The organism is Gordonia sp. LMA484 (genome assembly GCF_058129505.1).
Genome location: NZ_CM176700.1, coordinates 1395007 through 1418677 on the forward strand (window position 1 = coordinate 1395007; position 23671 = coordinate 1418677).

Genomic DNA, 23671 nt, shown 5'->3' on the forward strand with positions numbered 1-23671 from the left:
CACCGTCACTCGCCGGCGAGATCGGCCGACAGGTCGGCGACCTCGACACCCTCCGGGATCTGCACCTCGGCGATGCGCTCGGGAACGTCATCGAATTCGAGGCGCAGCGCCTTGCACATCGTCGCGTGCATGTCGTACAGAGCGGTGATGTAGGTCAATTGAACGATCTGTTCGGAAGACAGGTGCTCGGTCAGCACCTCGAACACGCCGTCGGGGACCCGGCCGCCGTCGAGGACGAGGCCGTCGGCATAGGCGAGGACGGCGCGCTCCAACGGCGTGAAGAGGTCGCTGACCTGCCATGCGGGGATGGCTGCGATCTTCTCCTCCGGCATGCCCAGGGAGCGCATCTGTTTGCAGTGCTGCGAGAAGACGAACTGACTGCCACGAGCGTAACCGGCGCGGCCCTGTCCGAGTTCGCGCAGTAGCGGATCGAGAGATGAGTTGCGGTACAACGAGAATCCCCGGACCGCATGCCGGAAGACATCAGGCGACTGCGCGAACACGGTCCACCAGTCACCCGGGGTGGCGTGAATGGTGCCGTGATCGACTGCCGGGTCCTTGTCCGGTCCGAAAAGCCGGTCGTAGAAGTACAGGATCTTGTCGTCGGTGACGTCGGCGCGATGGACCTCGGGAAGGCGTGGCATCGGGTTCCTTTCGGGTTCGTCGGATCAGTGGCCGGTCGGAACGCGGCGATCGGCAGCGGTCTTCGGTTCGTGGACTACGTCATCTTCAGTGAATTCCCTGGTCCAACAAGCGAATTCAAGAAGAATGCCGTCGGGATCCTGGAAGTAGAAGGACCGCACGAAGGTGCCGGGATGGACGTGGCGAGAGACGCCGGCCGGGCTGTCGTCGTGGTTGAGGACAGGGCTCACTGCCACGCCTGCCTCCGCCAAGCGCGTCCGGTAGTTGTCGAACTCCTCTGGCGGAACCGCGAACGCGACATGGTTCATCGATCCGACGGCGCTCGCGAGTTCGCCTTCGTCGGGGCGGCCCTTGGGTGCCGCGATGCCGGGTGCGGCATCAGGGGAGTCGGCCAGCCAGAAGAATGCCACCGAGTTTCCACCGCCGCAGTCGAAGAAGAAGTGCTGGCCCAGGCCGCCGGGGAGGTCGAGGGTCTTGATCAGAGGCATCCCGAGGACACCGGAGTAGAAGTCGATGGTGCGGCGCATGTCTGCGCACACCAGTGCGAGATGGTTGATGCCACGGAGTTCGAACGTGGTGTTTTTCGAGGTCATCGAGCTTCCTTCCGTGGGAGAATCGATCGGTGGACGTGCCACCGTGTACGAGTCGGCCCGTAGATGACTTGACTGTCATGTCAACTTCATGAATAGTGTTGATCGTGGCCAAGTCATCTGTCAATACCTCGGCGGTGCCCGCTCCGGTCGAATCGCTGTCGCCACGGGGGCGGGCAACGCGTGACGGGCTACTCGACGCGGCGCAACGGGTCTTCGAGCGGGTCGGGTTCCTCGACGCCCGGGTCGAACTCGTGGCGCAAGAGGCCAACGTCTCGTACGGAACGTTCTACCGCTACTTCGAATCGAAGGAAGACGTCTTCCGGGAACTCAGCTCACGCTTGTTCGCCGATGTTCATCTACGTGAGCCCGCCGCATCTGACATGACGCCCGCGCAACGACTCATCGCGTCCAACCGTGCGTACTACGAGGCGTATCGGCGCAACGCCCGCATGATGGCGATCGTCGAACAAGTGGCCACGTTCAACGACGAGTTCCGGGAGTTGCGCCACGAGCACCGCGCGCAACTCATCGATCGGACCGCCGCCGCCATCGCCCGCTGGCAGAAGGACGGACGGGCCCGGGCAGGCCTGGACCCGACGATGGCGGCGCGCGCCATGGCCGCGATGGTCGACCACACCCTGTACCTGTGGCTTGTCCAGGGTGAGGACGCCGACGAAGAGCACCTGCTCGACACGCTCGATCAGATGTGTGTCGGCGCACTGGGACTCGACGATCACTGATCGCCGGTGTTCCCGGCGACTCTCAGCGTGGCCGCGGTGAGGCGGCCGAACACGAACGGGAGATCGATGACGATCGGACAGCTCGCCGAGCGCTTCTTCACCGCGATAGAGGCAGGCGACACCGCTGCACTGCGCGAACTCTACAGTTCCGACGCCGTGATCTGGCACAACGACGATCAGGCCGAGCAAACCGTCGACGAGAACCTGCGGGTGCTCGGGTGGCTCGCCCGCACGATCAGCGACCTGCATTACCAGGACATCCGCCGCGTCGTCCACGACGACGGATTCGTCCAGCAACACCTGCTGACCGGGATCCTGCCCGACGGGTCGGACATCGCGGTACCCGCGGCGTTGTTCGTCACCGTCGTCGGTGAGCGGATCGCACGCCTGGACGAGTACGTCGACTCCGCGCACATCAGGCCCCTGCACGCCCTCGCCGCTCGACGTCGGGCGAACGCCGAGGACCGAGCCCCGGCCGACCAGAGGAGGATCCGATGACCGACCTGGCGACATCCCCACCCGACACCGATCTGGCGCACCTCTGCGCACGGATGCGGTCGTTCATCGACGATGAGGTGATCCCACAGGAGACCGCGCTGCACGGGCCCGACGCGGCCGGGGTCCTGGACCACTTGAGGTCTCGGGCGAAGCAATTGGGGTTGTGGGCGCTCGGACACCCGGCCGAGGTCGGCGGGGGCGGGGTGCCTTTCCTCGATTTCGTGTATCTCAACGAGATCATCGGGCGTTCGGAGTACGGGCAACTCGCGGTCGGCTCGGTGACCATGCAAGACACCATCATGCTGCACAAGCACGGCACCGACGAGCAGCGTCGGCGATGGATACCGGGCATGGTCGCAGGCGATGTGCTGCCGTCGGTCGGCCTCACCGAGCCGGAGGTCGCCGGTTCGGATCCGACGCTGATCGACACGCGCGCGGAACTCGTCGACGATGACTGGGTGATCAACGGGCACAAGTGGTTCACCACCGGGGTGGACAAGGCCGCCTACTGCACCGTGTTCGCGCGCACCGAGGACGAGTCGGTCCCACGGCATTCCCGGATCAGCTCGATCATCGTGCCGACCGACACGCCCGGATTCGAGATCGTCCGCTCGATACCAACCATGGGCCATGACCCCAGCGATCACTTCGAGGTGCGACTGACCGATGTCCGCGTCCCGAAGGCGAATCTGCTGGGGGAGCGCGGCAAGGGCTTCGTCATCGCTCAGGACCGGCTCGGCCCGGGCCGCATCTTCCACTGCATGCGGTGGCTCGGCCAGGCTCAGCGCGCCTACGAGTTGATGTGTGAGCGCGCCAATTCACGGTTTGTCCATGGTTCGTTGCTCGCCGAGAAGGGCGAGGTGCACCGCTACATCGCGGAGTCGGCCGCGGAGATCCAGGCGGCGCGCCTGATGACCCTCGACGCGGCGCGCGTGATGGATTCCGGCGACGACGCCCGCGTCCAGATCGGTCTGATCAAATTCTGGGGCGCACGCATGCTGCACAACGTCGTCGACCGCGCGATCCAGGTGCATGGGGCGCTCGGTCTTACCGCCGATACACCGCTCGAGCAGATGTACAGGCGGGCGCGCTACGCACGTATCTACGACGGCCCGGACGAAGTCCACCGGATGTCGACCGCGCGCCGTCTGCTCCGCGACCCGGAGGCCGCGCCGTGGCGTTGACGTTCCCGGTGGCCACGCAGGTCGACGCATTGTCGGCCGCGATCGGCGCGGTGCTCGCCGAGGCCACCGGAGCGGATGTCGAGGTCGATGGCGCGCGCCGGTCGTCGGCGGCAGCGTCGACGGGACCGTTCGGGACATGCTGGAACCGATCGGCGTGGACAGCGAGATCGCCCTGGCCGAAGGCATTCGCGACGCTGCCGTCGATCCCGCCGACACCATCCGCCAAGCGATGTCGGCGGCGATCGTGGCACGGCTGCAGGTGGCCGATCCGCGCCATTTCGTCCATGACGACCCCTCCGCGTAGAAAGCTCACTGATGTCCGATCTGATTGGTGACAAGACCACGGTGCGACCCTGCCTACGGTCGCTCCTCGGCTCCGGCAAGCCGGTGATGGCGCCGGGTGCCTATGACGCATTGTCGGCCCGGCTGGCCGAGGAGGCAGGTTTCGATGCCGTCTACATGACCGGTTTCGGTACTGCCGCAGGTCTTCTCGGGCGCCCCGACGTTGGACTGATCACCGCGACGGAGATGGTCGACAATGCTCGCCGGATGGTCTCGGCGATCGGGGTGCCACTGATCGCGGACGCAGACACCGGTTATGGCAACCCGATCAACGTGATCCGGACAGTTCAGGAGTACGAGCGCGCCGGTGTCGCAGCGATTCAGTTGGAGGACCAGGTCGCGCCGAAACGCTGTGGACACATGGCAGGCAAGGCGGTGATCCCGGCGGTGGAGATGGTGGCCAAGGTCGAGGCCGCGGTGGCGGCGCGCACCGATCCGGACCTGCTGATCATCGCCCGCACCGATGCCGTGGCGGTCTACGGGGTCGACGAGGCGATCGATCGGGCCCGGCGCTACGCCGACGCGGGCGCCGATCTGCTGTTCGTCGAGGCACCCCGTGACCGGGACGAGATCGGCGCCGTCGCATCCGCGCTGAAAGGGCATCAGTTGGTGTTCAACTGCGTAGAAGGCGGGCGCACACCGAGTCTCGACCTCGACCGGATCGCGGACCTCGGCTTCGCACTCGTTCTCTATCCGGTCGGTGCGTTGTTCTCGGCTGTTCGTGCCATTCGCGGTTACTACGAGATCCTCGGCAGGGAGGGGTCGCCCACGAGTGCCCTCGCGGATCTGCCGACCTTCGACGATGTCACCGACTTCCTTGGTCTTCCCGAGATCGACCGGCTCGGTGAGCGTTTCGCCGCTCGGTGACGGCAATCCGATCCGTTGGGTCGCGCTTCGTGACACTCGGCCGGCGCCGCGTTCCTCAGAGACCGGAATCATTCAACTTGGGGTGGTCGCTCGAGCCCGATAGGGGGCGTCGTCATCGACTGATGTGCGCCGCGGTCGGCGACCGGTGACACACCCGAGGGCGTGGCGTGGTGGAGGTGCACGGCCTCAGGGGTGTCACCGAGCTTCGCGCCCATGTGGTCGCGCGCGCGACGCCGACGACCTGGACCGATCGCCGGTCAGATCCCCGACATTCCCCGGGGAGACCCGTACGACGACAGCGCTGCTTCGGACGTCGGTCCCGATTGCGGCGACTAGACGAGGCTTCCCGTGAACTGGCTGCGCAGATCCTTCTTCAGGATCTTGCCGGTGACGTTCTTGGGGAGGCCTTCGACGAACTCGACCCGTCGAGGCACCTGATACCGGGCCAGTCGCTCGCGGCACGACGCGATGATGTCGTCCGCGTCGGCGATGGCACCGGGACGGAGCACGACGACGGCGCAGACGATCTCACCCCACGTGTCGTCCGGTACGCCGATTGCGGCGGCCTCGGCGACAGCAGGATGCTGATAGAGCGCCTGCTCGACGGTCAGTGACGCGACGTTCTCACCGCCGCTGATGATCAGGTCCCTCTTGCGGTCGACGATGTAGACGAACCCTTCCTCGTCCTGTCGGACCAGGTCTCCGGTGTGGAACCAGCCGTCGGTGAACGACGATGCTGTCGCATCGGGGTCACGCCAGTACCCCGACATGACCTGGTCACAACGGACCAGCATCTCACCCACGCCACCGGCCGCGACGTCGTTGCCCTCGTCGTCGACGATGCGCAGATCGGCCAGCCGCATCGGCCTTCCGGCGGCCGCGAGCAGCCCGGTCTCGCCGGCGGCCGCACGACGGTGCGCCGCTTCGTCGAAATGCAGGACGTTTCCGGCCAGTTCGGTCATGCCCATGCCCTGGTAGAAATCGACGTTCAAACGCTCGAGGCCTTCGCGCAGGACGGCCGCCGGGATGGCGGACGAACCGTAACCGATCGCCTCCAGGGTGCTGAGATCGTGGTCGTCGAGCGCGGGGTCCTGCAACAAGAAGTTGATCATGGTCGGTGCGAGACCGGTTTGGGTGACCTGCCATTCGTCCACGAGTCGCAGGAACGTGGCATTGTCATACGTGCGCAGAATGCCGACGGTGGATCCCATGAGATGGTTCAGCAACGTGACATAGCCACCCACATGGCACAGCGGGAAGCAGAACAGGAACACTGTCGCATCGGGCACCGTCCACTCCAGTGCCGACGATGTGACGCCACTGACCAGATTGCGATGGCTGAGCATCACCCCCTTCGGGTTTCCGGTGGTGCCGCTCGTGTAGACGAGCCAGGCCATGTCGTCGGCGGATGGACGTGGTGTGGGCGCGGTCGACGGTGCGGATTGGACGAAGCCGGCGTAGGACGTGGACGGGTCGGTGCCGCCGATCACGATCACGGTGTGCACGCTCGGGATTCGGTCGCGGAACTCGGACACGGTGCCGACGAACTCGGCGGCGACGACGAGTACCGATGCCTGCGAATGGTTCACGAGGTCGCAGATCTGATCCGGATGGAGCCGGAAATTGAGGATGGTCAACGCCATTCCCGCCATCGGCACCCCGTAATAGCAGTCGAAGTACTCGGTGCAGTTGGTGGAGAGGATGGCCAGCCGGTCGCCGGCAGACGCGACACCGTGCAGCGCATTGGCGAGTCGCCGACTGCGGTCGCGGAGTTCGCGATAGGTGATCGTCTCGTCCTCGAAGCGAACGGCGAGTCGGTCCGGGTGTTTGCGCGCACCGTATTCGACGATGTCGCTGACCAGCATCAGAGCCTCCTCGATGTGCCGGGATTGTCGGTGGGCATCGCCGCGATCACCGGATCGCCAACGGGTTGATGGGGGAGCCGACGCCGCGAGTGAACTTCAGCGGCGGACCGGCGAAGAAGAAGTCGAAGCGCCCGTCGGCAGCGCAGGCCGCCGACAACTCTTCGAAATCGAGCATCTCGGCCAGCGTCATGCCCATGTCGCGGATCAGCACCATGTGCAGTTCGAAGAGTGCGCCGGGATTCTCGCCGGGCATCACCTCGACGGCCCAGTTGTCCGAACCCACCACCGCGACGTCGCGGTCGCGCAACCACTGTGCACAGGCCAGCGACAGGCCCGGCTCGCCGGCCATGAAACCGGCGGGATCGCGCTCGGCCAGGAACTTGGCGCGCCAACCGGTCCGGAACAGCAGGATGTCGCCGGGGCCGATCTCGACCCCCTGAGCCGCGGCGACCTCATCGAGTTCGTCCGGACTGATCGCAGTGCCCGCTTCGAGCCAGTCGACCCCGCGGTGGCGGGCGATGTCGAGGAGTACACCTCGACCGGCGATGCCCTTGGCCTGGGTGTGGATGCCACACTTGTCGGCGCCCTTCACGGTCACGCCGTCGCCCGGATGGCCGTTGTAGAGCTGACCGTCGTAGTGGACGTGCGAGAGCGAATCGTATTGCGAGCCGGCCTGCAATGGCATGAAGACATAGTCGTCGGCCCACTTGAAGCCGCCGGGCAACACCTGCTCCTGGCCGTTCTCCGCCATGAGCCGGATCGGGTTGATCCGGGCGCCACCGGGCTGCGGGCCGTCGGAGTCGAGCGGGATGCCCAATTCGAAGATCTCGCCGCTGCGGATGAGACCTGCGGCCGCGGCCACCCGATCCGGGGTGATCAGGTTGGTGGTTCCGCGCTCGTCGTCCTCGCCCCACCGTCCCCAGTTCCGTACTCGGCGTCCAAGCTCACGCATGTCGGCGGCAAATGTGGTCACGCTACCTCCAAAAAGTCTATGACGTGACAGTCATGTCATGTTGACGGTCGATATTGTGACCTGCGGCACTCGAGGGTGTCAACAGGCAGGCCTGCGGGAGTGCAACTGGAATCCGCCCTCGGTAGGTGCGTGGTCGGCGAAATGCCGAAGCCTCCGCTGGTGAGGCGGTTTCCAGCGACATGCCGTGCGATGGCGCGGGGAGGGATGTCACCAGGGAGGGTGCGAATACAAAAACGGGCTCCCGGATGTTCGGGGGCCCGTTTGTGGTGGTGCGCGATACTGGGATTGAACCAGTGACCTCTTCCGTGTCAGGGAAGCGCTCTCCCACTGAGCTAATCGCGCGAGACTATGAAGTTGGTGATCTTGGAGGCGGCGACGGGAATCGAACCCGTGTGCACGGCTTTGCAGGCCGTTGCCTCACCACTCGGCCACACCGCCAATTGCGAGGGGACTCGCTCGCCGAGCGGATGACGGGATTCGAACCCGCGACCCTCACCTTGGCAAGGTGATGCGCTACCAGCTGCGCTACATCCGCGTGGTCGGGAGCGATCTTGTGGATCTTTTGTTGCTCTCGACGCGATGAGGAACATTATCGGACGTACTCCGGCTTCGCCAAATCGCCTGGTCAGGGGGCTGCTCGTCGGAAGTTCTGCAGGCCGACGCGGGCCCGCGGGCCGATTTGGGAATGTAGGTGTGCAACGTGTAATCTTCCTCCTCGTGCACCGGCGCGATCGCGCCGCGCGCGGTCCCGTGGCTCAGTGGAAGAGCGTCCCGTTCACACCGGGAAGGTCGCTGGTTCGATCCCAGCCGGGACCACAGAGAACTACGAGAGGCCCTCTCCGCCGTCTGCGCGGGAGGGCCTCACTCGATTCGGCGCGCCCCCGATCGATGAAGATCAGAAGCGATCCGGCATACGCTCGCAGAGTGAAACTTGCGCCGAATTTGAGCCCGATCGCCTCCCTCATCGGTACCTGGACCGGTCCTGGACGTGGTGAGTATCCGACGATCGAGGCGTTCGACTACACGGAGACGATCACCGTCGAGGACATCGGCAAACCTTTCCTGGTCTATCGGCAGCGCACGCGTTCGGCGGCGGGCGCCCCGCTGCACACCGAATCCGGATTCCTCCGACTGCCGGCCGACGGCGTCGTCGAACTCACCCTCGCGCAGCCGACCGGGCACACCGAACTGTGCGAGGGCGTCCTGGAAATCGTCGACGGCGTCGTCGAACTGAGGATGTCCGGGGTCGTGACGGCAACGGCGACGGCCAAGTCGGTGGAGGCCACCGAACGTCGCTACCGCCTGGACGGAGACAGCCTGCGCACCGACTTCGCGATGGCGGCGGTCGGTGTGCCGATGACCCATCACCTCACTTCGGAGCTGGGTCGCGTCTGAATGCAGGCGAGTGGATCTTTCTCTCCCGAGGATCAGTTCGTCCGAACGACTGCGCGGTACCGGGTATCGGCCTCGGGATCGGCGCCGTCTGTTCGGACTGAGAATTGCCCACGGGCTTCTATCGGCGTCGCGTACCGTCGGTCGGTATGACGCGTGCTGACGTGGAAGCCCCCGCTGTACTCACCACTGGTGGGCGGGTATCCGGTCTGGTGGTCGATGGGGTCCTCTCCTATCTCGGAATCCCGTATGCGGCACCGCCCGTAGGTGAGTCGGCTTTTGCCGCTCCGGCACCTGCGGTCGGGTGGGACGGCGTCCGGCGGGCCACCGGGTACGGGCCGACCGCCCCGCAGATCGACTATCCCGCCCCGATCGCGGCGTTGCTCGACAACGCGATCGTGCTCGGCGATGACTACCTCAACGTCAACGTGTGGACCCCGGACCCGAGTGCGGGTGCATTGCCGGTGATGGTGTGGATTCACGGGGGCGCGTTCACGCGTGGCTCGAATCGCATCGAGATGTATGCCGGGGATACGTTCGCGCGCGACGGCGTCGTTTGCGTGGGGATCAACTATCGACTCGGCACCGCAGGTTTCGCATCGATCGAGGGTGCCCCTGACAACCGCGGGTTGCGCGATCAGATCGCCGCGTTGCACTGGGTGCGCGACAACATCGCAGCCTTTGGTGGCGACCCCGACAACGTGACCGTGTTCGGAGAGTCCGCGGGTGCGATGAGCGTCGCGTCACTGCTTGCGTCTCCACTCGCCGCAGGCCTGTTCCGGCGTGCGATCATGCAGAGCGGCAACGGGTCCGCTGCCGCCGATCCCGCCGACGCACGCAAGGTGACAGCTCGGATGGCCCAGATCCTCGGGGTCGATGCGACCGTCGATGCCTTCGGTCGCATCGGCGTCGACGACATCATGGGCGCTCAATCGAAGATGGCACTGGAGTTGATGCTCGACCCGGACCCGGAGGTCTGGGGAGCGACGGTCGTCGCACTCGGTTTGGGGATCATGTCGCAGTTCCCGGTCGTCGACGGCGAAGTCCTCACCGCGATCCCATCCGATGCCATCGCGGCCGGGTCCGGGGGAGACATCCCGCTGATCGCGGGATGGAATGCCGACGAGTTCCGCTTCTTCATGGTCGCGACGGGTGGTGCGCAGGCCGTCACCGAGGAGGCCGCGGCGGCCGTTCTCGGCCGCAGTGCCGGCGGCCTCGACCATCTCCGTGAGCGGCTCGATGCCGGGGCGAGCGCGGGTGACGTGGTCAGCGAAGCCCTCACCGCTCGGGCATTCTCGTCTCCGACGACCGCGATCGCCGAGTCACGACCTGCCGGCGCGACGCACCTGTACGAGTTCGGATACCGCAGTCCGCAGGCCGACATCCGAGCCGGTCATGCGGTGGAGATCCCGTTCGTCTTCGACCACCTCGCCACCGCTCATGCATTGGTCGGGCCCGAACCCGATCAGCGCATCGCCGACGAGATGCATCGCGCCTGGGTGAGTTTCGCGACGACCGGCGACCCGGGATGGTCGGCATATCACGACGCGGGTGACGTGCGGCGTTTCGTCTGATCCTTGAGTGGCCCGGAAACCGCCCTCGGGCGGGACGCCGCCGGCGTATCGCCGACGGTCTGCCGCGCGAGGGCGGTTCTCAGTGGACGGCGGCCAGACGTCAGCTGGTCAGCGCCTCGGTGCCGGTCCGGCAGCATCCGATGACGAATTCGCAGAGAGCAGAGGCGAGTTCGTCGGGTCGGGAGAGTTGCGGAGCGTGATCGGTGGTCAGGCTCACCACCCGTGCGCCGGGCGTCAGTCGCTGCATCGTGCGTTGCGCGGCGATCGGAACCGAGCGGTCTTCGGTGGCCTCCACGTACAGCCAGGGCAGCGCACCCGCGCCGACCGCGGTCCACTCCGGGGCGATCAACCGTGCGGTCTCCAACTGGGGGACCAGGCGCCGCGCCGCGGGCACCGACAATGCGGGCGGAGCCTCATGAAAGAAGACGGCCGCGGCGACCTCCGGCGGCACGACGGTCCCACGCCCATCGGACGTCGGTTCGGTGAAGGCCGACACGCCTACCGGCTCGGGCAACTCGGCGACCCGGCACACCTGCCCGAAGTTCATGCCCGACGGCAGCATCATGCCGGCGACAAAGCCCAGACCACGGATGCGATCATCGCCATCGCTGCACAACCGTTCGGCCACGCCGGTCGCCACGACGCCGCCGCCGCTGTGTCCGATCACGACGATGTCGCCGTCGATGTGCGAGATGTCGTCGATGACGTGATCGACCACGTCATTCAGGTCGATGGACGTCCGCGCGTCCCACCTGCCAGAACCGGGGAGATCGGGGGAGTGCACGACGATCCCGGCCTCGTCGAGCAGTGGCGTCACCAGGTCCCACACCCACGAGCCGGCCCACGCGCCATGGATCAGCACAGCGGTTGCCTTGCGCGAGTTCATCGGTCGGTCGCTCCCAACACCCGGGCTGCTTCCCGCACCGCCGCGACATTGAGCTTGCCGCCCCGGGAACCGGCAAGTTTGGCGGCGATGTGATCGGTGACGGTGATCGGTTCATAGGCCATCCCGTCATCATTGTCGAGGTGACTGGCCAGTGTTGCGATGACCGCGTCGGCGTTGCCGTCGTGGAAGAACGCCGCCGACCGCCTGCGCTCGATGGTGCCGTCGACGATCGGTGGCTTGACGCGATGCAGCGTCGACATCCAGCGGTCGTTGGTCAGCCGCGCGGTCAGATCGCCGAGATTGACCAGCAGCGCGCCGTCGGCGGGTGACACGTCGTGCCAGCCTCCGTCGAGGCCGAGCACCTGCAGGCCCCGGACCTGGTCGGCCCACAACACGGTGACGATGCCGAAGTCGGTGTGTTCGCCCATGCCGGTGAGATCACCATCGAGCGCCACGTCGGTGCCGGGTGGCAACGCGTAGTTGTTCATCCGAAGCACATCGATCGAGTGATCGGTGAGGGCATCGAAGAATCCTTGGTCGAGACCCAGGGCGTCGGCGAAGATCGTCGTCAGCGTGTGTGCGACGCGTTGGGCGGCAGCGAAATACGCCTCGATCCGGGCTTGGTATCCGTCGATCGCGGGCCACATGTTGATGCCGTAGTCGGCTTCGTCGAGGTCGAGCCCGGTGAACGATCGGGCTTCCACGCCGACATTGAAGGCCTCGAAGAAGTCGTTCATGCGCGTCGCCGCTTCGACACCCGCGCTGAGACTCAGCGATTCGCTGCGCGGTGCACTGTAGCCGCGATTGGCGCCGTCGACGCGATAGGACTTCTTGGCGTCCAGCTCTAGACCGAAGAAATCATCCATCGCGCCGGTGAGGCCGTCGATCACCGCGTCGGGGATGCCGTGACCCACGATCTGGATGAAACCGACGGTGGCGCAGGCACGATCCATCGCATCGGCGACCGTGCGGCGGTCGATCTCCGAGCCGCCCCGGACATACGGGGAGATGTCGACGGTCGGAACGAGAAACGGTGTCGTGGTGTCAGGCTCGGGCATGGGTGTTCTCCTCGGAGTCGGCTGATCCCACCGGTGCGGCGACGACGATGTCGGTCGTGGCGTCGGCGGCCGGTCCCGGTGTGACCCGGTTGCGCAGGGGTGTGTGGAAGAACGCGAGATTGAGGCCGAACGCGACGATCGCGGTGAGGGTGATGCCGCTACCGAGAATGATCTGCAGCGAGTCGGGTAGGTGCACGAACATGCCCGGCACGAATTCCGGGAGCAGCCCGATGCCGATGGAAGTGGCTGCAACGGTCAGGTTGACCGGGTTGCTCATGTCCACCTGTGCGAGTGTGCGGACACCGATCAGGGCCACGGTGGCAAAGAGCACGAGGCCGACCCCGCCGACCACGGGGCCGGGCAGCGCTGCGACCACAGCGCCCATCTTCGGGGTGAGGGCCAGCAACATCAGGATGATTCCGCTGCCTGCGGTGACGAAGCGGCTGTACACCCGGCTGGTGGCCACGGCACCGACGTTCTGGCCGAAGATCGTGTCCATGAATCCGGAGAAGATGCCACCCAGCACTCCCGAGATGCCGTCGCCGACGAGACCCCGCGCGAGATCGCCGCTGGACAGCGGCTTACCGGTGATCTCCGAGATCGCGAGCATGCTCGCGGTCGACTCGGCGAACACGACCGCCATGACGATGCTCATCGACACCACTGCGGCGATCGGGAACTGCGGGGCACCGAAATGGAACGGGGTGGGGAATCCGACCCAGCCGGCGTTCGCCAGGCCGCTGAGGTCGAACATGCCCAACGCGGCGGCGATCGCGGTTCCCGCGAGGAGGGCGATGAGCACCGCGAGCTGCGACCAGATCCCGCGCGCCAGACACAGCAGCGCTACGGCGATCGCGACGACGATCAGTGCCACGATCAGGTTGCGTGGCGAGGCGTAATCCGGGCTAGTGTCGTCGGACCCGACGATGAGTCCGCCGGCGACACCGATCAACGAGATGCCGATGACCGTCAGCACGCTGCCGGTCACCAGCGACGGGAAGAAGCGGACGACGCGCGCAAAGGGAATCGCCAGCGCCAGCCCGACGACGCCGCCGAGCAGCATCGAACCGTACACGGCCGGCAAACCGTACTTCTGGGCGATGAGAATCATCGGGGTGAGGCCGGTGAATGTCGCGCCGCACACGATCGGCAGCCGCGCCCCTGCGATGCGACCGACGCCGAATCCCTGGATCGCGGTGACGATTCCGGCGACGAGAAGGTCGGCGCTGATCAGAAACGCGATGTCGCCGCGATCGAGTCCCGCGGCCGCACCGAACACCAACGGGACCGTGATACAGCCGGTGTACATGATGAGCACGTGCTGCACCGCGAAGGCGAGCAGGCGCGCCATGGGCGGTCGAACATCGACCTGATGTTCAGACGTACGTTCGGACATGAGATGCTCCAATGACGTGAAAGGGTGCGGGAACAGCGTTCATCGATATTGAACAGACTGAATATTTCTTTGACTGTGTCGATATTGTGTCGTTCTTGTTAACACTGTCCATCCGTCGTTTTCACGGTTGCTCCATTACGGTGTTGGGGTGCCAGACAAGGTGTCCGCGGTGACCGACGATGACGCTGCTGCGCTTGCGAGCGCACTCGGCTCGGCAATCCGTGCGGCGCGCAAGACGTCACGTTTGACCCTGCAGGAGCTGGCCGACCGCACTGGTTTGTCCCAGTCGTTCCTCTCCCAGGCCGAGAACGGTCGCACCGTGCCGAGCGTGATGAATCTGCACGCGATCGCGCGGGCGCTCGGCACCACCGCCCATGATCTGTTGAGCCGCACCGACGACGAGGCATCGTTGGTCCGCGCGAACGACGGGCCGGTCCTCGATCTGTCTCCCGGTTCGACGATGCGGCGGTGTACGCGCAGTGGCGGCGTCATGGGCCCCAACGAGGTGACCGCGGAGCCCGGCGCCTCGTCGTCGGCGGCGACCGAACATGTCGGGGAGGAGTTCATCTACGTCCTCGAGGGCACCCTCGAGGTGGAGGTCGGCACCACGACCTACCAACTCGACACCGGCGATGTCCTGTATTACTCGTCCACGGTGTCGCATCGCTGGCACAACCGCGGTGCGATCACGGCCCGGTTCCTGATCACGGGTTCACCACCGTTCTGAATTCGTACGGTGCCGGCGGCGATGAGTTCTCAGATCGCGGTCGGTCTGTATCGTGCAGCGCCGGCGTCCGGTCCGGCCGGCCGGAGGAGTGGGACATGGGCTCGATCGTGGTGAGCGAGTTCGTCTCGGTGGACGGTGTGATGGAGGCACCGGGCGGCGAAGCGGGCTATCCGCACACGGGCTGGACCATCGACTTCCACACCCCCGAACTCCGGCGGATCAAGCTCGCGGAGATCCTGGAGGCTCAGGTGCACCTGCTCGGGCGCCGAACCTATGAATCCTTTGCAGGCGCGTGGCCCCGCTACACCGACGACGACGGCTTCGCCGACAAGATGAACACGATGCCCAAGGTCGTGGTCACCTCCAGCGCAACCGGACTGGACTGGGCCAATTCGGTTGCCCTGGAAGGTCCTGTCATGGAATCGGTTCGACGACTGCGTGACTCGACCGAGGGCGTGGTGCTCGTCGCCGGGAGTCGCACCCTCGTCCACGACCTGCTGCGCAACCACCTGGTCGACGAACTGCGACTGATGGTCTTCCCGGTCATCCTCGGTTCAGGATTTCGCGTGTTCCCGGATACGACGGAACCGCTGGCACTGACCTTGCATCACCAGCAGGCCCTCGCCAATGGTGTGCAGATGGTCGTCTATCGCATCGATCAGGGTTCGTGACGCGCCGACATCACGGCGATCCTCCATCGGATTCCCGCTGTGCGCGAGTATGTTCGGCTCGTGTGCGCATACACCGCCGACGCCGAGAGGAGTCGGCGCGCTGCGCCACCGATCGCGGGCTGGGTCATTGCGCTCACGGCGCTCGCCGCGGCGGGGGTGGTCGTCTGGCACGTCACAGCCGTGCCACTCGGGAACCCGTTCTACGGATTGTTCAACAACTACACCGACCTGAAGGTCTATCGGGCCGGCGCGCAGACGGTTCTGGACGGTAACGGGCTGTACGGAGCGCCGGTGCTGTGGGCCCTCGACTTCACCTACCCGCCGTTGGCGGCGATCGTTCTCGTTCCGTTTGCCCTGCTGTCCGCGACGACTGCTGCGGTCGTCTGGTGGTCGATCACGTTCGCGGCGCTCATCGCGATCATCGTCCTGAGCTTTCGCAGCCTCGGATACCGCGCAGACGGTCGGCTCTGGCTGTTCGCAGTGTTGCTGGCCGTGTGTGCGACCGCGCTCGAGCCGGTGCGGACCACGATCTGGCTCGGACAGATCAACATTCTGCTGATGGCGCTGATCCTCGCGGACCTCATCCTCGTGGACCTCAAGCGGCCGGGTTCACGTCTCAAAGGAGTCGGGGTGGGCCTCGCCGCCGGCCTCAAACTGACGCCCGCCTTCTTCCTGATCTACCTCGCCACCATCCGCGAGTGGCGCAGCGTGGTCGTCGGGCTCGTGACGTTCGGCGCGACAGTGCTGGTCGGCTTCCTGGTCATCCCCGCCGATGCGTGGCACTACTGGACCGACGCGATCGGTGGTACGGCACGGGTGGGTCGGGTGGACTCGCCGGCCAATCAGTCAGTGAACGGCTTCATCTCACAGTTGTTGGCCTATTTCGACATTCGACGGTTCGCTCACCCCGCACCCGGGTACCGGGTCTACGAGGCACCGTGGTGGTTGTGGGTGCCCATCGCGGTTGTCGCGGGCGTGCTCGGATTGTGGGGGGCACGTGTCGCCCATCGCCGTGGGCGAGAGTTGTTGGCGGTGAGCATCGTCGGGATGACGGCGGCAACCGTGTCGCCGTTCTCGTGGGGTCATCACTGGGTGTGGTTCGTGCCCCTGTTCGTCGTCGCGTTCGACGCGGCGTACCGAGGACTGCGCGACAACCCGCGGGGGAGCTGGTGGCTCTGGCTCGGGCCGGCCGGGATCGTGACCGTGTCGTTCACGTGGTGGCACCACTGGTACCAGAGCGGGCCCCGTTTCGGCTCGGATCATGCAGTTGCCCTGGGGCTGTTCATGATGCCGCGGTGGCCCGATCCGCAATGGTTCGACCGGCTCGCCGTCGTCCTGTACGCCGGATGCTACCCGCTGGTCCTGCTGGTGACCATCGCCGTCGTCGTGGTCGCGGACCTTCGCGAGCGGCGCATCGAGAAGGCTGTCGTGACAGCACACCCGGCGGACGACATCACCGCCGCGGCGTGAGCGTGAGGTCCGACCACCTGTGCGGTGTCGCGCTGTGCGATCGGCGGGGCGGCGGTTTTGTCGGCGAGGTCCGGGCACGGACCAACCTCCATGCGTGAGACGTCGGGTGTCGTGGTCTCCTGCGCGACAGCCGTCACATGTGGCGCTGTTCGTGTCCCGTACCGGGGTCGGTGATCTCTTCGATCCGATCGTGGAATGTGCGCCAGCGCCGCTCGTCCTCGTGGGTGAGCACCGCACTCTGGGTCGAGAGGTCCGCGGCGTGGGCGATCATCTCCGCCGCGGAGAACAGGTATCGCGGCGCGACCCGGCCGCCGGTGAGGTCCTCTCGCACTGCGCCGGGAGAGAAGTCGATCTGCCGCATGATCGCCGCCGCGCGGCGGAGGTAGAGCGCGATGAGTCTCGCGGTGGAGGCATTACGCCAGTTGTTGCCGATGATGCGGTGGCGTTCGGCGAGGAGGTCGGCGAGCCCCGGGTAGGAGAGCAACGCCTCCGACATGGCCCACGAGGTCTCCATCGCTGTGGCCAGCCAGGAGCCGCTCTGTTCGCTCCGATCGGCGTGGGCCTCGAGTTCGCTCTCGATCGCGGCGATCTCCGCCGGCTCACCGCCGTCCTCCATGAAGAGGATTCCGGCAGTCTCGATCGCGCGTTCGTCGTTCAGATCGGGCGCACCTGCGAACGGGCTCGGTGACGGTGAGTCGGTCGGTTCGGTGCAGGACCATCGCTCTGCGAGCGCGGTGAGGGCGCGGGCGATACGTTGCAGTGCCAGGGCATCGGTCAGCGGGGCCTCGGAATAGTACTTCTCGTGTTCGCGATGGAAGTGGGAGAGATTCCCGGCAATCGCCAGCAGGTCGTCCTCGGCGGATGCGGGTGTCTCGGGCGCATCGTCGCTCATGGTTGCCCTCGCGATCGTCGATGACGGCTCTGGCGATGGTCCGGATGTTACTCGGCCTCCCGGCCAGGTCGCCGACGTTCGCCGTGCCAATGGTCGGGAACCCGTGTCGATGCTGATACCACTGGTGGGCTCCTGGCGCACGATCAGCGATGAGCCTGTCGACGGGACCGCAGACCATCGCCCGCGGTGCGCGTCTCGTCAGCCCACCGACGCCGCCGACCGGTTCTGGTGGTCGGCGAGCAGTTCCAGTTCGTTGAGGTGCGCAGCGGTCCAGAGCAGCGCGGCCGCCGCAGTGTCGGACCCCAGCGCGTCGAGGAGGTCGGCACCCACCGTTGCCGACCGGCGGAGGTCGGAGCCGCCGGTGAGCCATGCGGCGAGTGCCGCAGCATGCTGCTCGAGTACATCACGGACCGCGGCGGTCGCGCCGGCGGATTCGGTGGGGTTGATCCGCCCGATCGCCTCCGCGGCAAGGACCGTCCGAACAGTGCGGGTCGACGCCTGCAGCACTGGTCTGATTCCGTCCGGGGTGCCTCCGCATTCGGCCAGATACTGGCGGACATCGTCGTCGAGGGTCCGGGCGCTCGCGTAGGCCTCGGATTGCACGGCCGGGTCGAGGGTCTGACGTAGGGTGACGTGCTGGACTGCCGCGACAAGGAATCGCGCTCCCGCGACGGCGGCCCCGGCCTCGCCGATGCGCATGGTGGCCGCGACGCTCCGGGGCCACATCAGCAGGGCCACGACGACCGCCACCGTCGAGCCGAGAACCACGTCTTCGATGCGGATCAGCCCCACCCGGAAGCCGACCGGGTCGATGACGTTGAACAGCACCACCACCGTCACCGTGAACGCGGCCTGGCCTGCCGTGAACGACACGACCTCCGGCACGAATGCCGCGAGGAAGATGGCCGCCGGCAACACAATCCAGAGCGCGACCCGACCGGTCCCGAGGAGCTCCAGGATCGCAGCGCCGATCGCGAAGCCGAGAACGGTCCCGACGATGGCACGCAGCACCGAGGACCCCGTGGTGAGTGCGGAGCCACGCAGGACGGACAACGTACCGAGCACGATCCAGAAGCCGTGCTGCACGGAGAAGAACTCGGTGACCGCAACCGCCGAGGCCAGTCCGAGGCCCCCGCGGAGACTGTTCTGCAGCGTGATCGATCGAGATCGCAGGTACCCGAGCGTGTAGTTGGGCGAGATCAATGGCCCGGGGATGGCTCGGCCGTCCGCTCCTTCGCCGGACAGACCGCGGCCGAGCACGCGGTCGACGACCGGACGGGCGTCGGCGGCCGCCGACCACGCGACGATCCGGCCGGTGGTGGCCACCGCCGAGTCGACGGCATGTGAGGCCAGGGCGGCGGTGGCCGCGCGGTGATCCCGGGCGGCCGCGAAGTCGCCGAACGCCCTGTCGCGCTCGGTGTCCAGTTCCGCGACCAGGCGCTCGAGGTCGGCGAGCGACTGTCGGTGGTGCCCCCGTCCGCCGGGCTCGATGGTCGACGCCGCACTGCGCAGAACCCGCGCAGCAGTCCTCGGCGAGGACCCCGCCGACGTCGGACCGTGCCGGAGGGTCAGGCAGTCGGTCAGCCATTGCAGCTGACCCACCACCCGGACCAGCGCCCGGCTGCCTGCCGAGAGACCGACCGGCCGGCAGGCCGTCGCGAGGAAGCTGGTCTGTAAGTCGCTCATCGCGGCTCTCGCCTCGGCGGGGTCGCCGTGGCCCTCCGAGATGTCGGCGAGTAGTCGGCAGGTGCGCGCTGCCCGAGTGCGCAACCGGTCATGGTGGTGGGGAGCGAACAGGTACAGCGCCGCCGGGATGCCGCAGGCCAGTGCGATCGCCCAGCCCAACAAACGATCCCCGATGGCGCTCGCCGGCGCCGAGGAGGCCACCGGGAGTACGAAGGTCAGCAGGACGGAGCGTTGGGCTGCGGCGAGCGCGGCGCTGATGACGCCGATGAACATGACCACCGAACCGATCATGAACATCGCCGCCACGGCGAGCCAGGGGATCGTGGACACCAGCGTCCCGACGGTGATCAGCGCGGTGCCAACCACGGCGAGTCCGAGGTAGCTGACCGCCCGGGCGCGTCGGTCGCCCGGGAAGTCGACGAACACCAGCAGTGCGAAGGACCCGAACGCGGCGAACAACGGGGCCTGTGAGCCGCCGATGGCGTAGTAGCCGAGAGCAAATGCAGACGGTATGACGACGGCTGCGCGTCCGGCCCTGCGCACTGCGTCGTGCTCGGGGTCGTGTGACCGCATGTGGCCGCGTACGGCGGCAACCATCGGACGAGCCACCGGTCACCGCCTGGTCGGCGCACAACAGAGACCGCGCGGATCGGATCTGTTCGGTGTCATCACCCACCCATTGTCATCGCCCACCCATTGTCATCGCCCACCCATTGTCATCGCCCACCCATTGTCATCGCCCACCCATTGGTCAACCGACGATGTCGGCGCGTGACTCCGTCGACGCGGGTAGCTTAACGCGAAAACGGCACCGGGCCGGTCGGGAGCCCGGCTACTCACGATCGTGCCCGGCAGCGGTGCATCGGACTCGGGACACCGGCCCGACACCGCCGCGACATCGGCCGCCGTCGTCGTGGTGACGCCGGTTGCGGCGTTGCACGTACCCTGTACGTCGAAGACGAGGTCGGTCGACAATCAGATTCCGGTCGACCACGGGGGAAGCGCGCGTACGCGTCGGGAGCAGAGCGGGAGGACATGTCGTCCACGACCAGGCTGCGGGTGTGGACCCGTCAGCGGCGCTATGTGATCCGCCGCAATCCGGCGCTCAACCTCACCTACCGGATCGGGATCGGTGTCATCGGCACGCTTGTGCTCGCCGGTGGGATCGTCGCGATCCCGTACCCGGGGCCCGGCTGGCTGATCGTCTTCCTCGGCCTGGGCATTCTGGCCTCCGAGTTCACCTGGGCCCATCGTCTGCTGACGTTCGCGCGGTCGAAGTACGACGCCTGGGCTGACTGGCTGAAACAGCAGCACTGGAGCGTGCAAGGTGTTCTGGGTCTCGGCACCTGTGCGATCGTCCTGGGCTCTCTCTGGCTCCTCGGTGCGTTGGGCACGGTGGGGGGCTGGTTCGGCATCGACGCCACCTGGCTGAGCAGCCCGATTCTGTAGGCCCGTTCGCATGGCGATTGCGGTGGGGGTGCGGCGAGGCGGATCGCCGCGGATACCATCAAGCTGCAGACATCTGTTCCCGCCGCGCGCCGTTCGTGCACGGCCGACCATGAGGAGTGCCCCGAAGTGCCCGACGACCTGATCGCGTCCCGCGCCACCACCATCCGTGTGCCGGCCGGGACCACCGCGGGTACGGCGCTGCGCGAGCATGAGCTGCCCAACAAGGGTCCGGACGCCGTCGTCGTGGTACGCGATGCGGGCGGTCAGCTGCGTGACCTGTCGTGGACGCCCGAACTCGACACCGACGTCGAGCCGGTCGCCGCGAACACCGAGGCCGGGCGCAGCGTCATCCGTCACTCGTGCGCCCACGTGCTGGCCCAAGCGGTGCAGGAGCTGTTCCCGGACGCGAAGCTCGGGATCGGTCCGCCGATCAAGGATGGCTTCTACTACGACTTCGACGTCGCCGAGCCGTTCACGCCCGAGGACATCGCCGCCCTCGAGAAGAAGATGAAGCAGATCATCAAGTCGGGGCAGCGGTTCTCACGGCGCGTCTATCCATCGAAGGACGCGGCACGCATGGAGCTGTCGTCCGAGCCGTACAAGCTCGAACTGATCGACGACAAGGGTGCCGCCGCCGACAGCGAGATCATGGAGGTCGGCGGTGCCGAGCTGACCGCCTACGACAATCTGAACCCCCGCACCGGCGAACTCATCTGGTGCGACCTCTGTCGCGGACCGCACGTGCCGACGACCAAGTACATCTCCGCGTTCAAGCTGACACGCAGCTCGGCGGCGTACTGGCGCGGCGACCAGGACAACGCGGATCTACAGCGGATCTACGGCACCGCATGGGAATCGGCAGAGGCCCAGGATGCGTACCTGGAGCTGCTGGCCGAGGCCGAGCGTCGTGACCACCGCAAACTCGGGGCCGAACTCGACCTGTTCAGCTTCCCGGACGAACTCGGTTCCGGTCTTCCCGTCTTCCACCCCAAGGGCGGAATCATCCGCACGGAGATGGAGGACTACTCGCGACGTCGGCACATCGACGCCGGCTACGAGTTCGTCAACACCCCGCACATCACCAAGGGCCACCTGTACGAGGTCTCCGGCCATCTCGACTGGTACGCCGACGGCATGTTCCCGCCCATGCAGCTCGACGCGGAGTACAACGACGACGGCACCGTGCGGAAACCGGCGCAGGACTACTACCTCAAGCCGATGAACTGCCCGATGCACAACCTGATCTTCCGGTCCCGGGGTCGGTCGTATCGCGAACTGCCGTTGCGGCTCTTCGAATTCGGCTCGGTGTACCGGTACGAGAAGTCGGGCGTGATCCATGGGCTGACACGAGTTCGCGGCATGACCCAGGACGACGCCCACATCTATTGCACCCGCGACCAGATGCGCGACGAGTTGCGGTCGTTGCTGACCTTCGTGCTGGACCTGCTCAAGGACTACGGGCTCGACGACTATTACCTCGAGCTCTCCACCAAGGACCCGAAGAAGTTCGTCGGTGACGACGAATCCTGGGAGATCGCCACCGAGACACTGGCCGAGGTCGCCCGGGAATCGGGACTCGACCTCGTGCCCGATCCGGGCGGGGCCGCCTTCTACGGCCCCAAGATCTCGGTGCAGGTCAAGGACGCCCTGGGCCGCAACTGGCAGATGTCGACGATCCAGCTCGACTTCAACCAACCCGAGCGATTCGAACTCGAGTACACCGGCTCCGACGGCGCCAAGCATCGCCCGGTGATGATCCACCGCGCACTCTTCGGCTCCATCGAGCGCTTCTTCGGCGTGCTGACCGAGCACTACGCCGGGGCCTTCCCGGCCTGGCTGGCGCCGGTTCAGGTGGTGGGTATCCCGGTGGCGGAGGCGTTTGCCGACCATTTGCAGGATGTGGTCGATCAGCTCAAGGCCCGCGGTATCCGCGCCGAGGTCGACTACTCCGACGACCGCATGCAGAAGAAGATCCGCAATCACACCAAGGACAAGGTGCCGTTCATGCTGCTCGCCGGCGAGCGTGACGTGAGCGCGGGCGCGGTCAGCTTCCGGTTCCGCGACGGGTCCCAGGTCAACGGTGTTGCCGTGGCGACCGCCGTCGACGTCATCTGCGACTGGGTCGACCAGCGGCGCAACGACTCACCGTCGAAGGACGTGATCTCCGGCGGCGACGTCGACGCCGGATCGGACTCCGCCGATGGCTGAGCGCGACGAGGTCGACGGCCGGGAGATCCGTGACTGTGGCACGGGTGACGCGGACCGGTTGCAGCGGCTCTGGAGCCCGCACCGGATGACCTACATCACCGCCGACCCGCCGCCGTCGGAACAGACGACCGGACACCCGTTCCTCGACATCCCGCGGATGTCGGACGAGGACGGATTGATCGTCGCGCGGGGCGATTCCGTCTACGCGGTGCTCAACCTGTACCCGTACAACCCGGGCCACACCATGATCGTCCCGTACCGGCAGGTCGCCGATCTCGAGGATCTGACCGCCGAGGAGTCGTCGGAGCTGATGGCATTCACGCAGCGCATCATCCGCACCATCAAATCGGTGTCGAACCCCAACGCGTTCAACGTCGGGCTGAATCTGGGATATGCGGCAGGCGGCTCACTCGCCGAACATCTGCACCAGCACATCGTGCCGCGCTGGATCGGGGACGCGAACTTCATCACGGTTGTCGGCGAGACGAAGATCATGCCACAGTTGCTGCGCGACACTCGTTCGCTGCTCGCCGCGGCGTGGCACGAACAGCTGTGACG

22 protein-coding genes and 4 tRNA genes are annotated in these 23671 nt (G+C 66.4%); 14 read left to right on the forward strand and 12 right to left on the reverse strand.

The window, feature by feature from the left end; translation table 11 throughout:
• Nucleotides 1–5 precede the first annotated feature (5 nt).
• Both AC4AMJ_RS05895 and AC4AMJ_RS05900 read right to left on the reverse strand, forming a co-directional pair.
• Nucleotides 6–644: a carboxymuconolactone decarboxylase family protein gene (locus AC4AMJ_RS05895; RefSeq protein ID WP_489894900.1), complete on the reverse strand. Its 639-nt coding sequence runs from the start codon at nucleotides 642–644 to the stop codon at nucleotides 6–8.
• A 24-nt stretch (nucleotides 645–668) separates the two neighbouring features.
• Nucleotides 669–1235: a VOC family protein gene (locus tag AC4AMJ_RS05900; RefSeq protein WP_489894902.1), complete on the reverse strand. Its 567-nt coding sequence runs from the start codon at nucleotides 1233–1235 to the stop codon at nucleotides 669–671.
• A gap of 104 nt (nucleotides 1236–1339) precedes the next feature.
• Here AC4AMJ_RS05900 and AC4AMJ_RS05905 point away from each other — a divergent pair, with 104 nt between their 5' ends.
• The 5 genes from AC4AMJ_RS05905 to AC4AMJ_RS05925 all read left to right on the forward strand — a co-directional run bounded on the left by AC4AMJ_RS05905 (nucleotide 1340) and on the right by AC4AMJ_RS05925 (nucleotide 4866).
• Nucleotides 1340–1975, forward strand: coding sequence for a TetR/AcrR family transcriptional regulator (locus tag AC4AMJ_RS05905; RefSeq protein WP_489894904.1), 636 nt, complete (start codon nucleotides 1340–1342; stop codon nucleotides 1973–1975).
• A 66-nt stretch (nucleotides 1976–2041) separates the two neighbouring features.
• Nucleotides 2042–2473, forward strand: a complete 432-nt coding sequence (locus tag AC4AMJ_RS05910; protein ID WP_489917513.1) for a nuclear transport factor 2 family protein — start codon at nucleotides 2042–2044, stop codon at nucleotides 2471–2473.
• Nucleotides 2470–3657, forward strand: coding sequence for an acyl-CoA dehydrogenase family protein (locus AC4AMJ_RS05915; RefSeq protein ID WP_489917514.1), 1188 nt, complete (start codon nucleotides 2470–2472; stop codon nucleotides 3655–3657). The genes AC4AMJ_RS05910 and AC4AMJ_RS05915 overlap by 4 nt, the downstream gene beginning before the upstream one ends.
• 136 nt (nucleotides 3658–3793) lie before the next feature.
• Entirely contained in the window at nucleotides 3794–3961 is a 168-nt protein-coding gene (locus tag AC4AMJ_RS05920) for a hypothetical protein (protein WP_489894910.1), read from the forward strand.
• An 11-nt stretch (nucleotides 3962–3972) separates the two neighbouring features.
• The gene (locus AC4AMJ_RS05925) at nucleotides 3973–4866 is read left to right on the forward strand and encodes an isocitrate lyase/PEP mutase family protein (protein WP_489917515.1); all 894 of its coding nucleotides are present in this window, start codon (nucleotides 3973–3975) and stop codon (nucleotides 4864–4866) included.
• Nucleotides 4867–5198: 332 nt separating this feature from the next.
• Here the strand turns inward: AC4AMJ_RS05925 and AC4AMJ_RS05930 are convergent, their stop codons facing one another.
• The 5 genes from AC4AMJ_RS05930 to AC4AMJ_RS05950 form a co-directional block, all read right to left on the reverse strand.
• Nucleotides 5199–6731, reverse strand: coding sequence for a long-chain-fatty-acid--CoA ligase (locus AC4AMJ_RS05930; protein WP_489917516.1), 1533 nt, complete (start codon nucleotides 6729–6731; stop codon nucleotides 5199–5201).
• A 46-nt stretch (nucleotides 6732–6777) separates the two neighbouring features.
• Entirely contained in the window at nucleotides 6778–7683 is a 906-nt protein-coding gene (locus tag AC4AMJ_RS05935; protein ID WP_489918380.1) for a cyclase family protein, read from the reverse strand.
• Between the two features lie 288 nt (nucleotides 7684–7971).
• Nucleotides 7972–8046, reverse strand: a tRNA-Val gene (locus AC4AMJ_RS05940).
• 22 nt (nucleotides 8047–8068) lie between these two features.
• Nucleotides 8069–8142 (reverse strand) — tRNA-Cys (locus AC4AMJ_RS05945).
• Between the two features lie 24 nt (nucleotides 8143–8166).
• A tRNA-Gly gene (locus tag AC4AMJ_RS05950) sits at nucleotides 8167–8239 on the reverse strand.
• Nucleotides 8240–8448: 209 nt separating this feature from the next.
• On the opposite strand from AC4AMJ_RS05950, the gene AC4AMJ_RS05955 reads away from it, so the two are divergent.
• From AC4AMJ_RS05955 to AC4AMJ_RS05965, 3 genes are all read left to right on the forward strand, one after another.
• A tRNA-Val gene (locus AC4AMJ_RS05955) sits at nucleotides 8449–8520 on the forward strand.
• A gap of 108 nt (nucleotides 8521–8628) precedes the next feature.
• Nucleotides 8629–9099 carry a heme-binding beta-barrel domain-containing protein gene (locus tag AC4AMJ_RS05960; protein ID WP_489917517.1) on the forward strand — a complete coding sequence of 157 codons (471 nt, stop codon included), beginning with the start codon at nucleotides 8629–8631 and terminating at the stop codon, nucleotides 9097–9099.
• A 146-nt stretch (nucleotides 9100–9245) separates the two neighbouring features.
• Nucleotides 9246–10670 (forward strand): carboxylesterase/lipase family protein, encoded by a 1425-nt coding sequence (locus AC4AMJ_RS05965; RefSeq protein WP_489917518.1) that lies wholly within the window; start codon nucleotides 9246–9248, stop codon nucleotides 10668–10670.
• Nucleotides 10671–10770: 100 nt separating this feature from the next.
• Here the strand turns inward: AC4AMJ_RS05965 and AC4AMJ_RS05970 are convergent, their stop codons facing one another.
• From AC4AMJ_RS05970 to AC4AMJ_RS05980, 3 genes are read right to left on the reverse strand one after another with little or no spacing between them, the layout of a single operon-like run.
• On the reverse strand, nucleotides 10771–11556 hold the full coding sequence (locus AC4AMJ_RS05970; RefSeq protein ID WP_489917519.1) for an alpha/beta fold hydrolase: 786 nt from the start codon (nucleotides 11554–11556) through the stop codon (nucleotides 10771–10773).
• Nucleotides 11553–12614, reverse strand: a complete 1062-nt coding sequence (locus tag AC4AMJ_RS05975; RefSeq protein ID WP_489917520.1) for an isopenicillin N synthase family dioxygenase — start codon at nucleotides 12612–12614, stop codon at nucleotides 11553–11555. The genes AC4AMJ_RS05970 and AC4AMJ_RS05975 overlap by 4 nt, the downstream gene beginning before the upstream one ends.
• Entirely contained in the window at nucleotides 12601–14010 is a 1410-nt protein-coding gene (locus AC4AMJ_RS05980; protein ID WP_489917521.1) for a uracil-xanthine permease family protein, read from the reverse strand. Before AC4AMJ_RS05980 ends, AC4AMJ_RS05975 begins: the two co-directional genes overlap by 14 nt.
• Nucleotides 14011–14179: 169 nt before the next feature.
• On the opposite strand from AC4AMJ_RS05980, the gene AC4AMJ_RS05985 reads away from it, so the two are divergent.
• The 3 genes from AC4AMJ_RS05985 to AC4AMJ_RS05995 all read left to right on the forward strand — a co-directional run bounded on the left by AC4AMJ_RS05985 (nucleotide 14180) and on the right by AC4AMJ_RS05995 (nucleotide 16878).
• Entirely contained in the window at nucleotides 14180–14737 is a 558-nt protein-coding gene (locus tag AC4AMJ_RS05985) for a helix-turn-helix domain-containing protein (protein WP_489917522.1), read from the forward strand.
• Nucleotides 14738–14832: 95 nt separating this feature from the next.
• Complete coding sequence (locus tag AC4AMJ_RS05990) at nucleotides 14833–15408, forward strand: dihydrofolate reductase family protein (RefSeq protein WP_489917523.1); 576 nt, start codon at nucleotides 14833–14835, stop codon at nucleotides 15406–15408.
• A gap of 60 nt (nucleotides 15409–15468) precedes the next feature.
• On the forward strand, nucleotides 15469–16878 hold the full coding sequence (locus tag AC4AMJ_RS05995) for a glycosyltransferase 87 family protein (RefSeq protein WP_489917524.1): 1410 nt from the start codon (nucleotides 15469–15471) through the stop codon (nucleotides 16876–16878).
• Between the two features lie 133 nt (nucleotides 16879–17011).
• Here the strand turns inward: AC4AMJ_RS05995 and AC4AMJ_RS06000 are convergent, their stop codons facing one another.
• On the reverse strand, nucleotides 17012–17770 hold the full coding sequence (locus AC4AMJ_RS06000) for a hypothetical protein (RefSeq protein ID WP_489917525.1): 759 nt from the start codon (nucleotides 17768–17770) through the stop codon (nucleotides 17012–17014).
• A 198-nt stretch (nucleotides 17771–17968) separates the two neighbouring features.
• Entirely contained in the window at nucleotides 17969–20065 is a 2097-nt protein-coding gene (locus AC4AMJ_RS06005; protein WP_489917526.1) for an FUSC family protein, read from the reverse strand.
• Nucleotides 20066–20491: 426 nt separating this feature from the next.
• On the opposite strand from AC4AMJ_RS06005, the gene AC4AMJ_RS06010 reads away from it, so the two are divergent.
• The 3 genes from AC4AMJ_RS06010 (at nucleotide 20492) to AC4AMJ_RS06020 (ending at nucleotide 23669) form a co-directional block, all read left to right on the forward strand.
• Entirely contained in the window at nucleotides 20492–20905 is a 414-nt protein-coding gene (locus tag AC4AMJ_RS06010) for a TIGR02611 family protein (protein ID WP_489894936.1), read from the forward strand.
• A gap of 126 nt (nucleotides 20906–21031) precedes the next feature.
• Entirely contained in the window at nucleotides 21032–23113 is a 2082-nt protein-coding gene (thrS, locus tag AC4AMJ_RS06015; protein WP_489894938.1) for a threonine--tRNA ligase, read from the forward strand.
• The gene (locus AC4AMJ_RS06020; RefSeq protein WP_489894940.1) at nucleotides 23106–23669 is read left to right on the forward strand and encodes an ATP adenylyltransferase; all 564 of its coding nucleotides are present in this window, start codon (nucleotides 23106–23108) and stop codon (nucleotides 23667–23669) included. The genes thrS and AC4AMJ_RS06020 overlap by 8 nt, the downstream gene beginning before the upstream one ends.
• Nucleotides 23670–23671 lie beyond the last annotated feature (2 nt).

Excerpts from the sequence above, each read along its gene's own strand:
- AC4AMJ_RS05915 (WP_489917514.1), top strand. The coding sequence starts at position 2,470 with ATGACCGACCTGGCGACATCCCCACCCGACACCGATCTGGCGCACCTC.
- AC4AMJ_RS06020 (WP_489894940.1), top strand. The coding sequence starts at position 23,106 with ATGGCTGAGCGCGACGAGGTCGACGGCCGGGAGATCCGTGACTGTGGC.
- AC4AMJ_RS06010 (WP_489894936.1), top strand. The coding sequence starts at position 20,492 with ATGTCGTCCACGACCAGGCTGCGGGTGTGGACCCGTCAGCGGCGCTAT.
- AC4AMJ_RS05935 (WP_489918380.1), bottom strand. The coding sequence starts at position 7,683 with ATGCGTGAGCTTGGACGCCGAGTACGGAACTGGGGACGGTGGGGCGAG.
- AC4AMJ_RS05975 (WP_489917520.1), bottom strand. The coding sequence starts at position 12,614 with ATGCCCGAGCCTGACACCACGACACCGTTTCTCGTTCCGACCGTCGAC.
- AC4AMJ_RS06000 (WP_489917525.1), bottom strand. The coding sequence starts at position 17,770 with ATGAGCGACGATGCGCCCGAGACACCCGCATCCGCCGAGGACGACCTG.
- AC4AMJ_RS05965 (WP_489917518.1), top strand. The coding sequence starts at position 9,246 with ATGACGCGTGCTGACGTGGAAGCCCCCGCTGTACTCACCACTGGTGGG.
- AC4AMJ_RS05980 (WP_489917521.1), bottom strand. The coding sequence starts at position 14,010 with ATGTCCGAACGTACGTCTGAACATCAGGTCGATGTTCGACCGCCCATG.
- AC4AMJ_RS05990 (WP_489917523.1), top strand. The coding sequence starts at position 14,833 with ATGGGCTCGATCGTGGTGAGCGAGTTCGTCTCGGTGGACGGTGTGATG.
- AC4AMJ_RS05895 (WP_489894900.1), bottom strand. The coding sequence starts at position 644 with ATGCCACGCCTTCCCGAGGTCCATCGCGCCGACGTCACCGACGACAAG.
- AC4AMJ_RS05925 (WP_489917515.1), top strand. The coding sequence starts at position 3,973 with ATGTCCGATCTGATTGGTGACAAGACCACGGTGCGACCCTGCCTACGG.
- AC4AMJ_RS05920 (WP_489894910.1), top strand. The coding sequence starts at position 3,794 with ATGCTGGAACCGATCGGCGTGGACAGCGAGATCGCCCTGGCCGAAGGC.
- AC4AMJ_RS05900 (WP_489894902.1), bottom strand. The coding sequence starts at position 1,235 with ATGACCTCGAAAAACACCACGTTCGAACTCCGTGGCATCAACCATCTC.
- AC4AMJ_RS05930 (WP_489917516.1), bottom strand. The coding sequence starts at position 6,731 with ATGCTGGTCAGCGACATCGTCGAATACGGTGCGCGCAAACACCCGGAC.
- AC4AMJ_RS05910 (WP_489917513.1), top strand. The coding sequence starts at position 2,042 with ATGACGATCGGACAGCTCGCCGAGCGCTTCTTCACCGCGATAGAGGCA.
- AC4AMJ_RS05970 (WP_489917519.1), bottom strand. The coding sequence starts at position 11,556 with ATGAACTCGCGCAAGGCAACCGCTGTGCTGATCCATGGCGCGTGGGCC.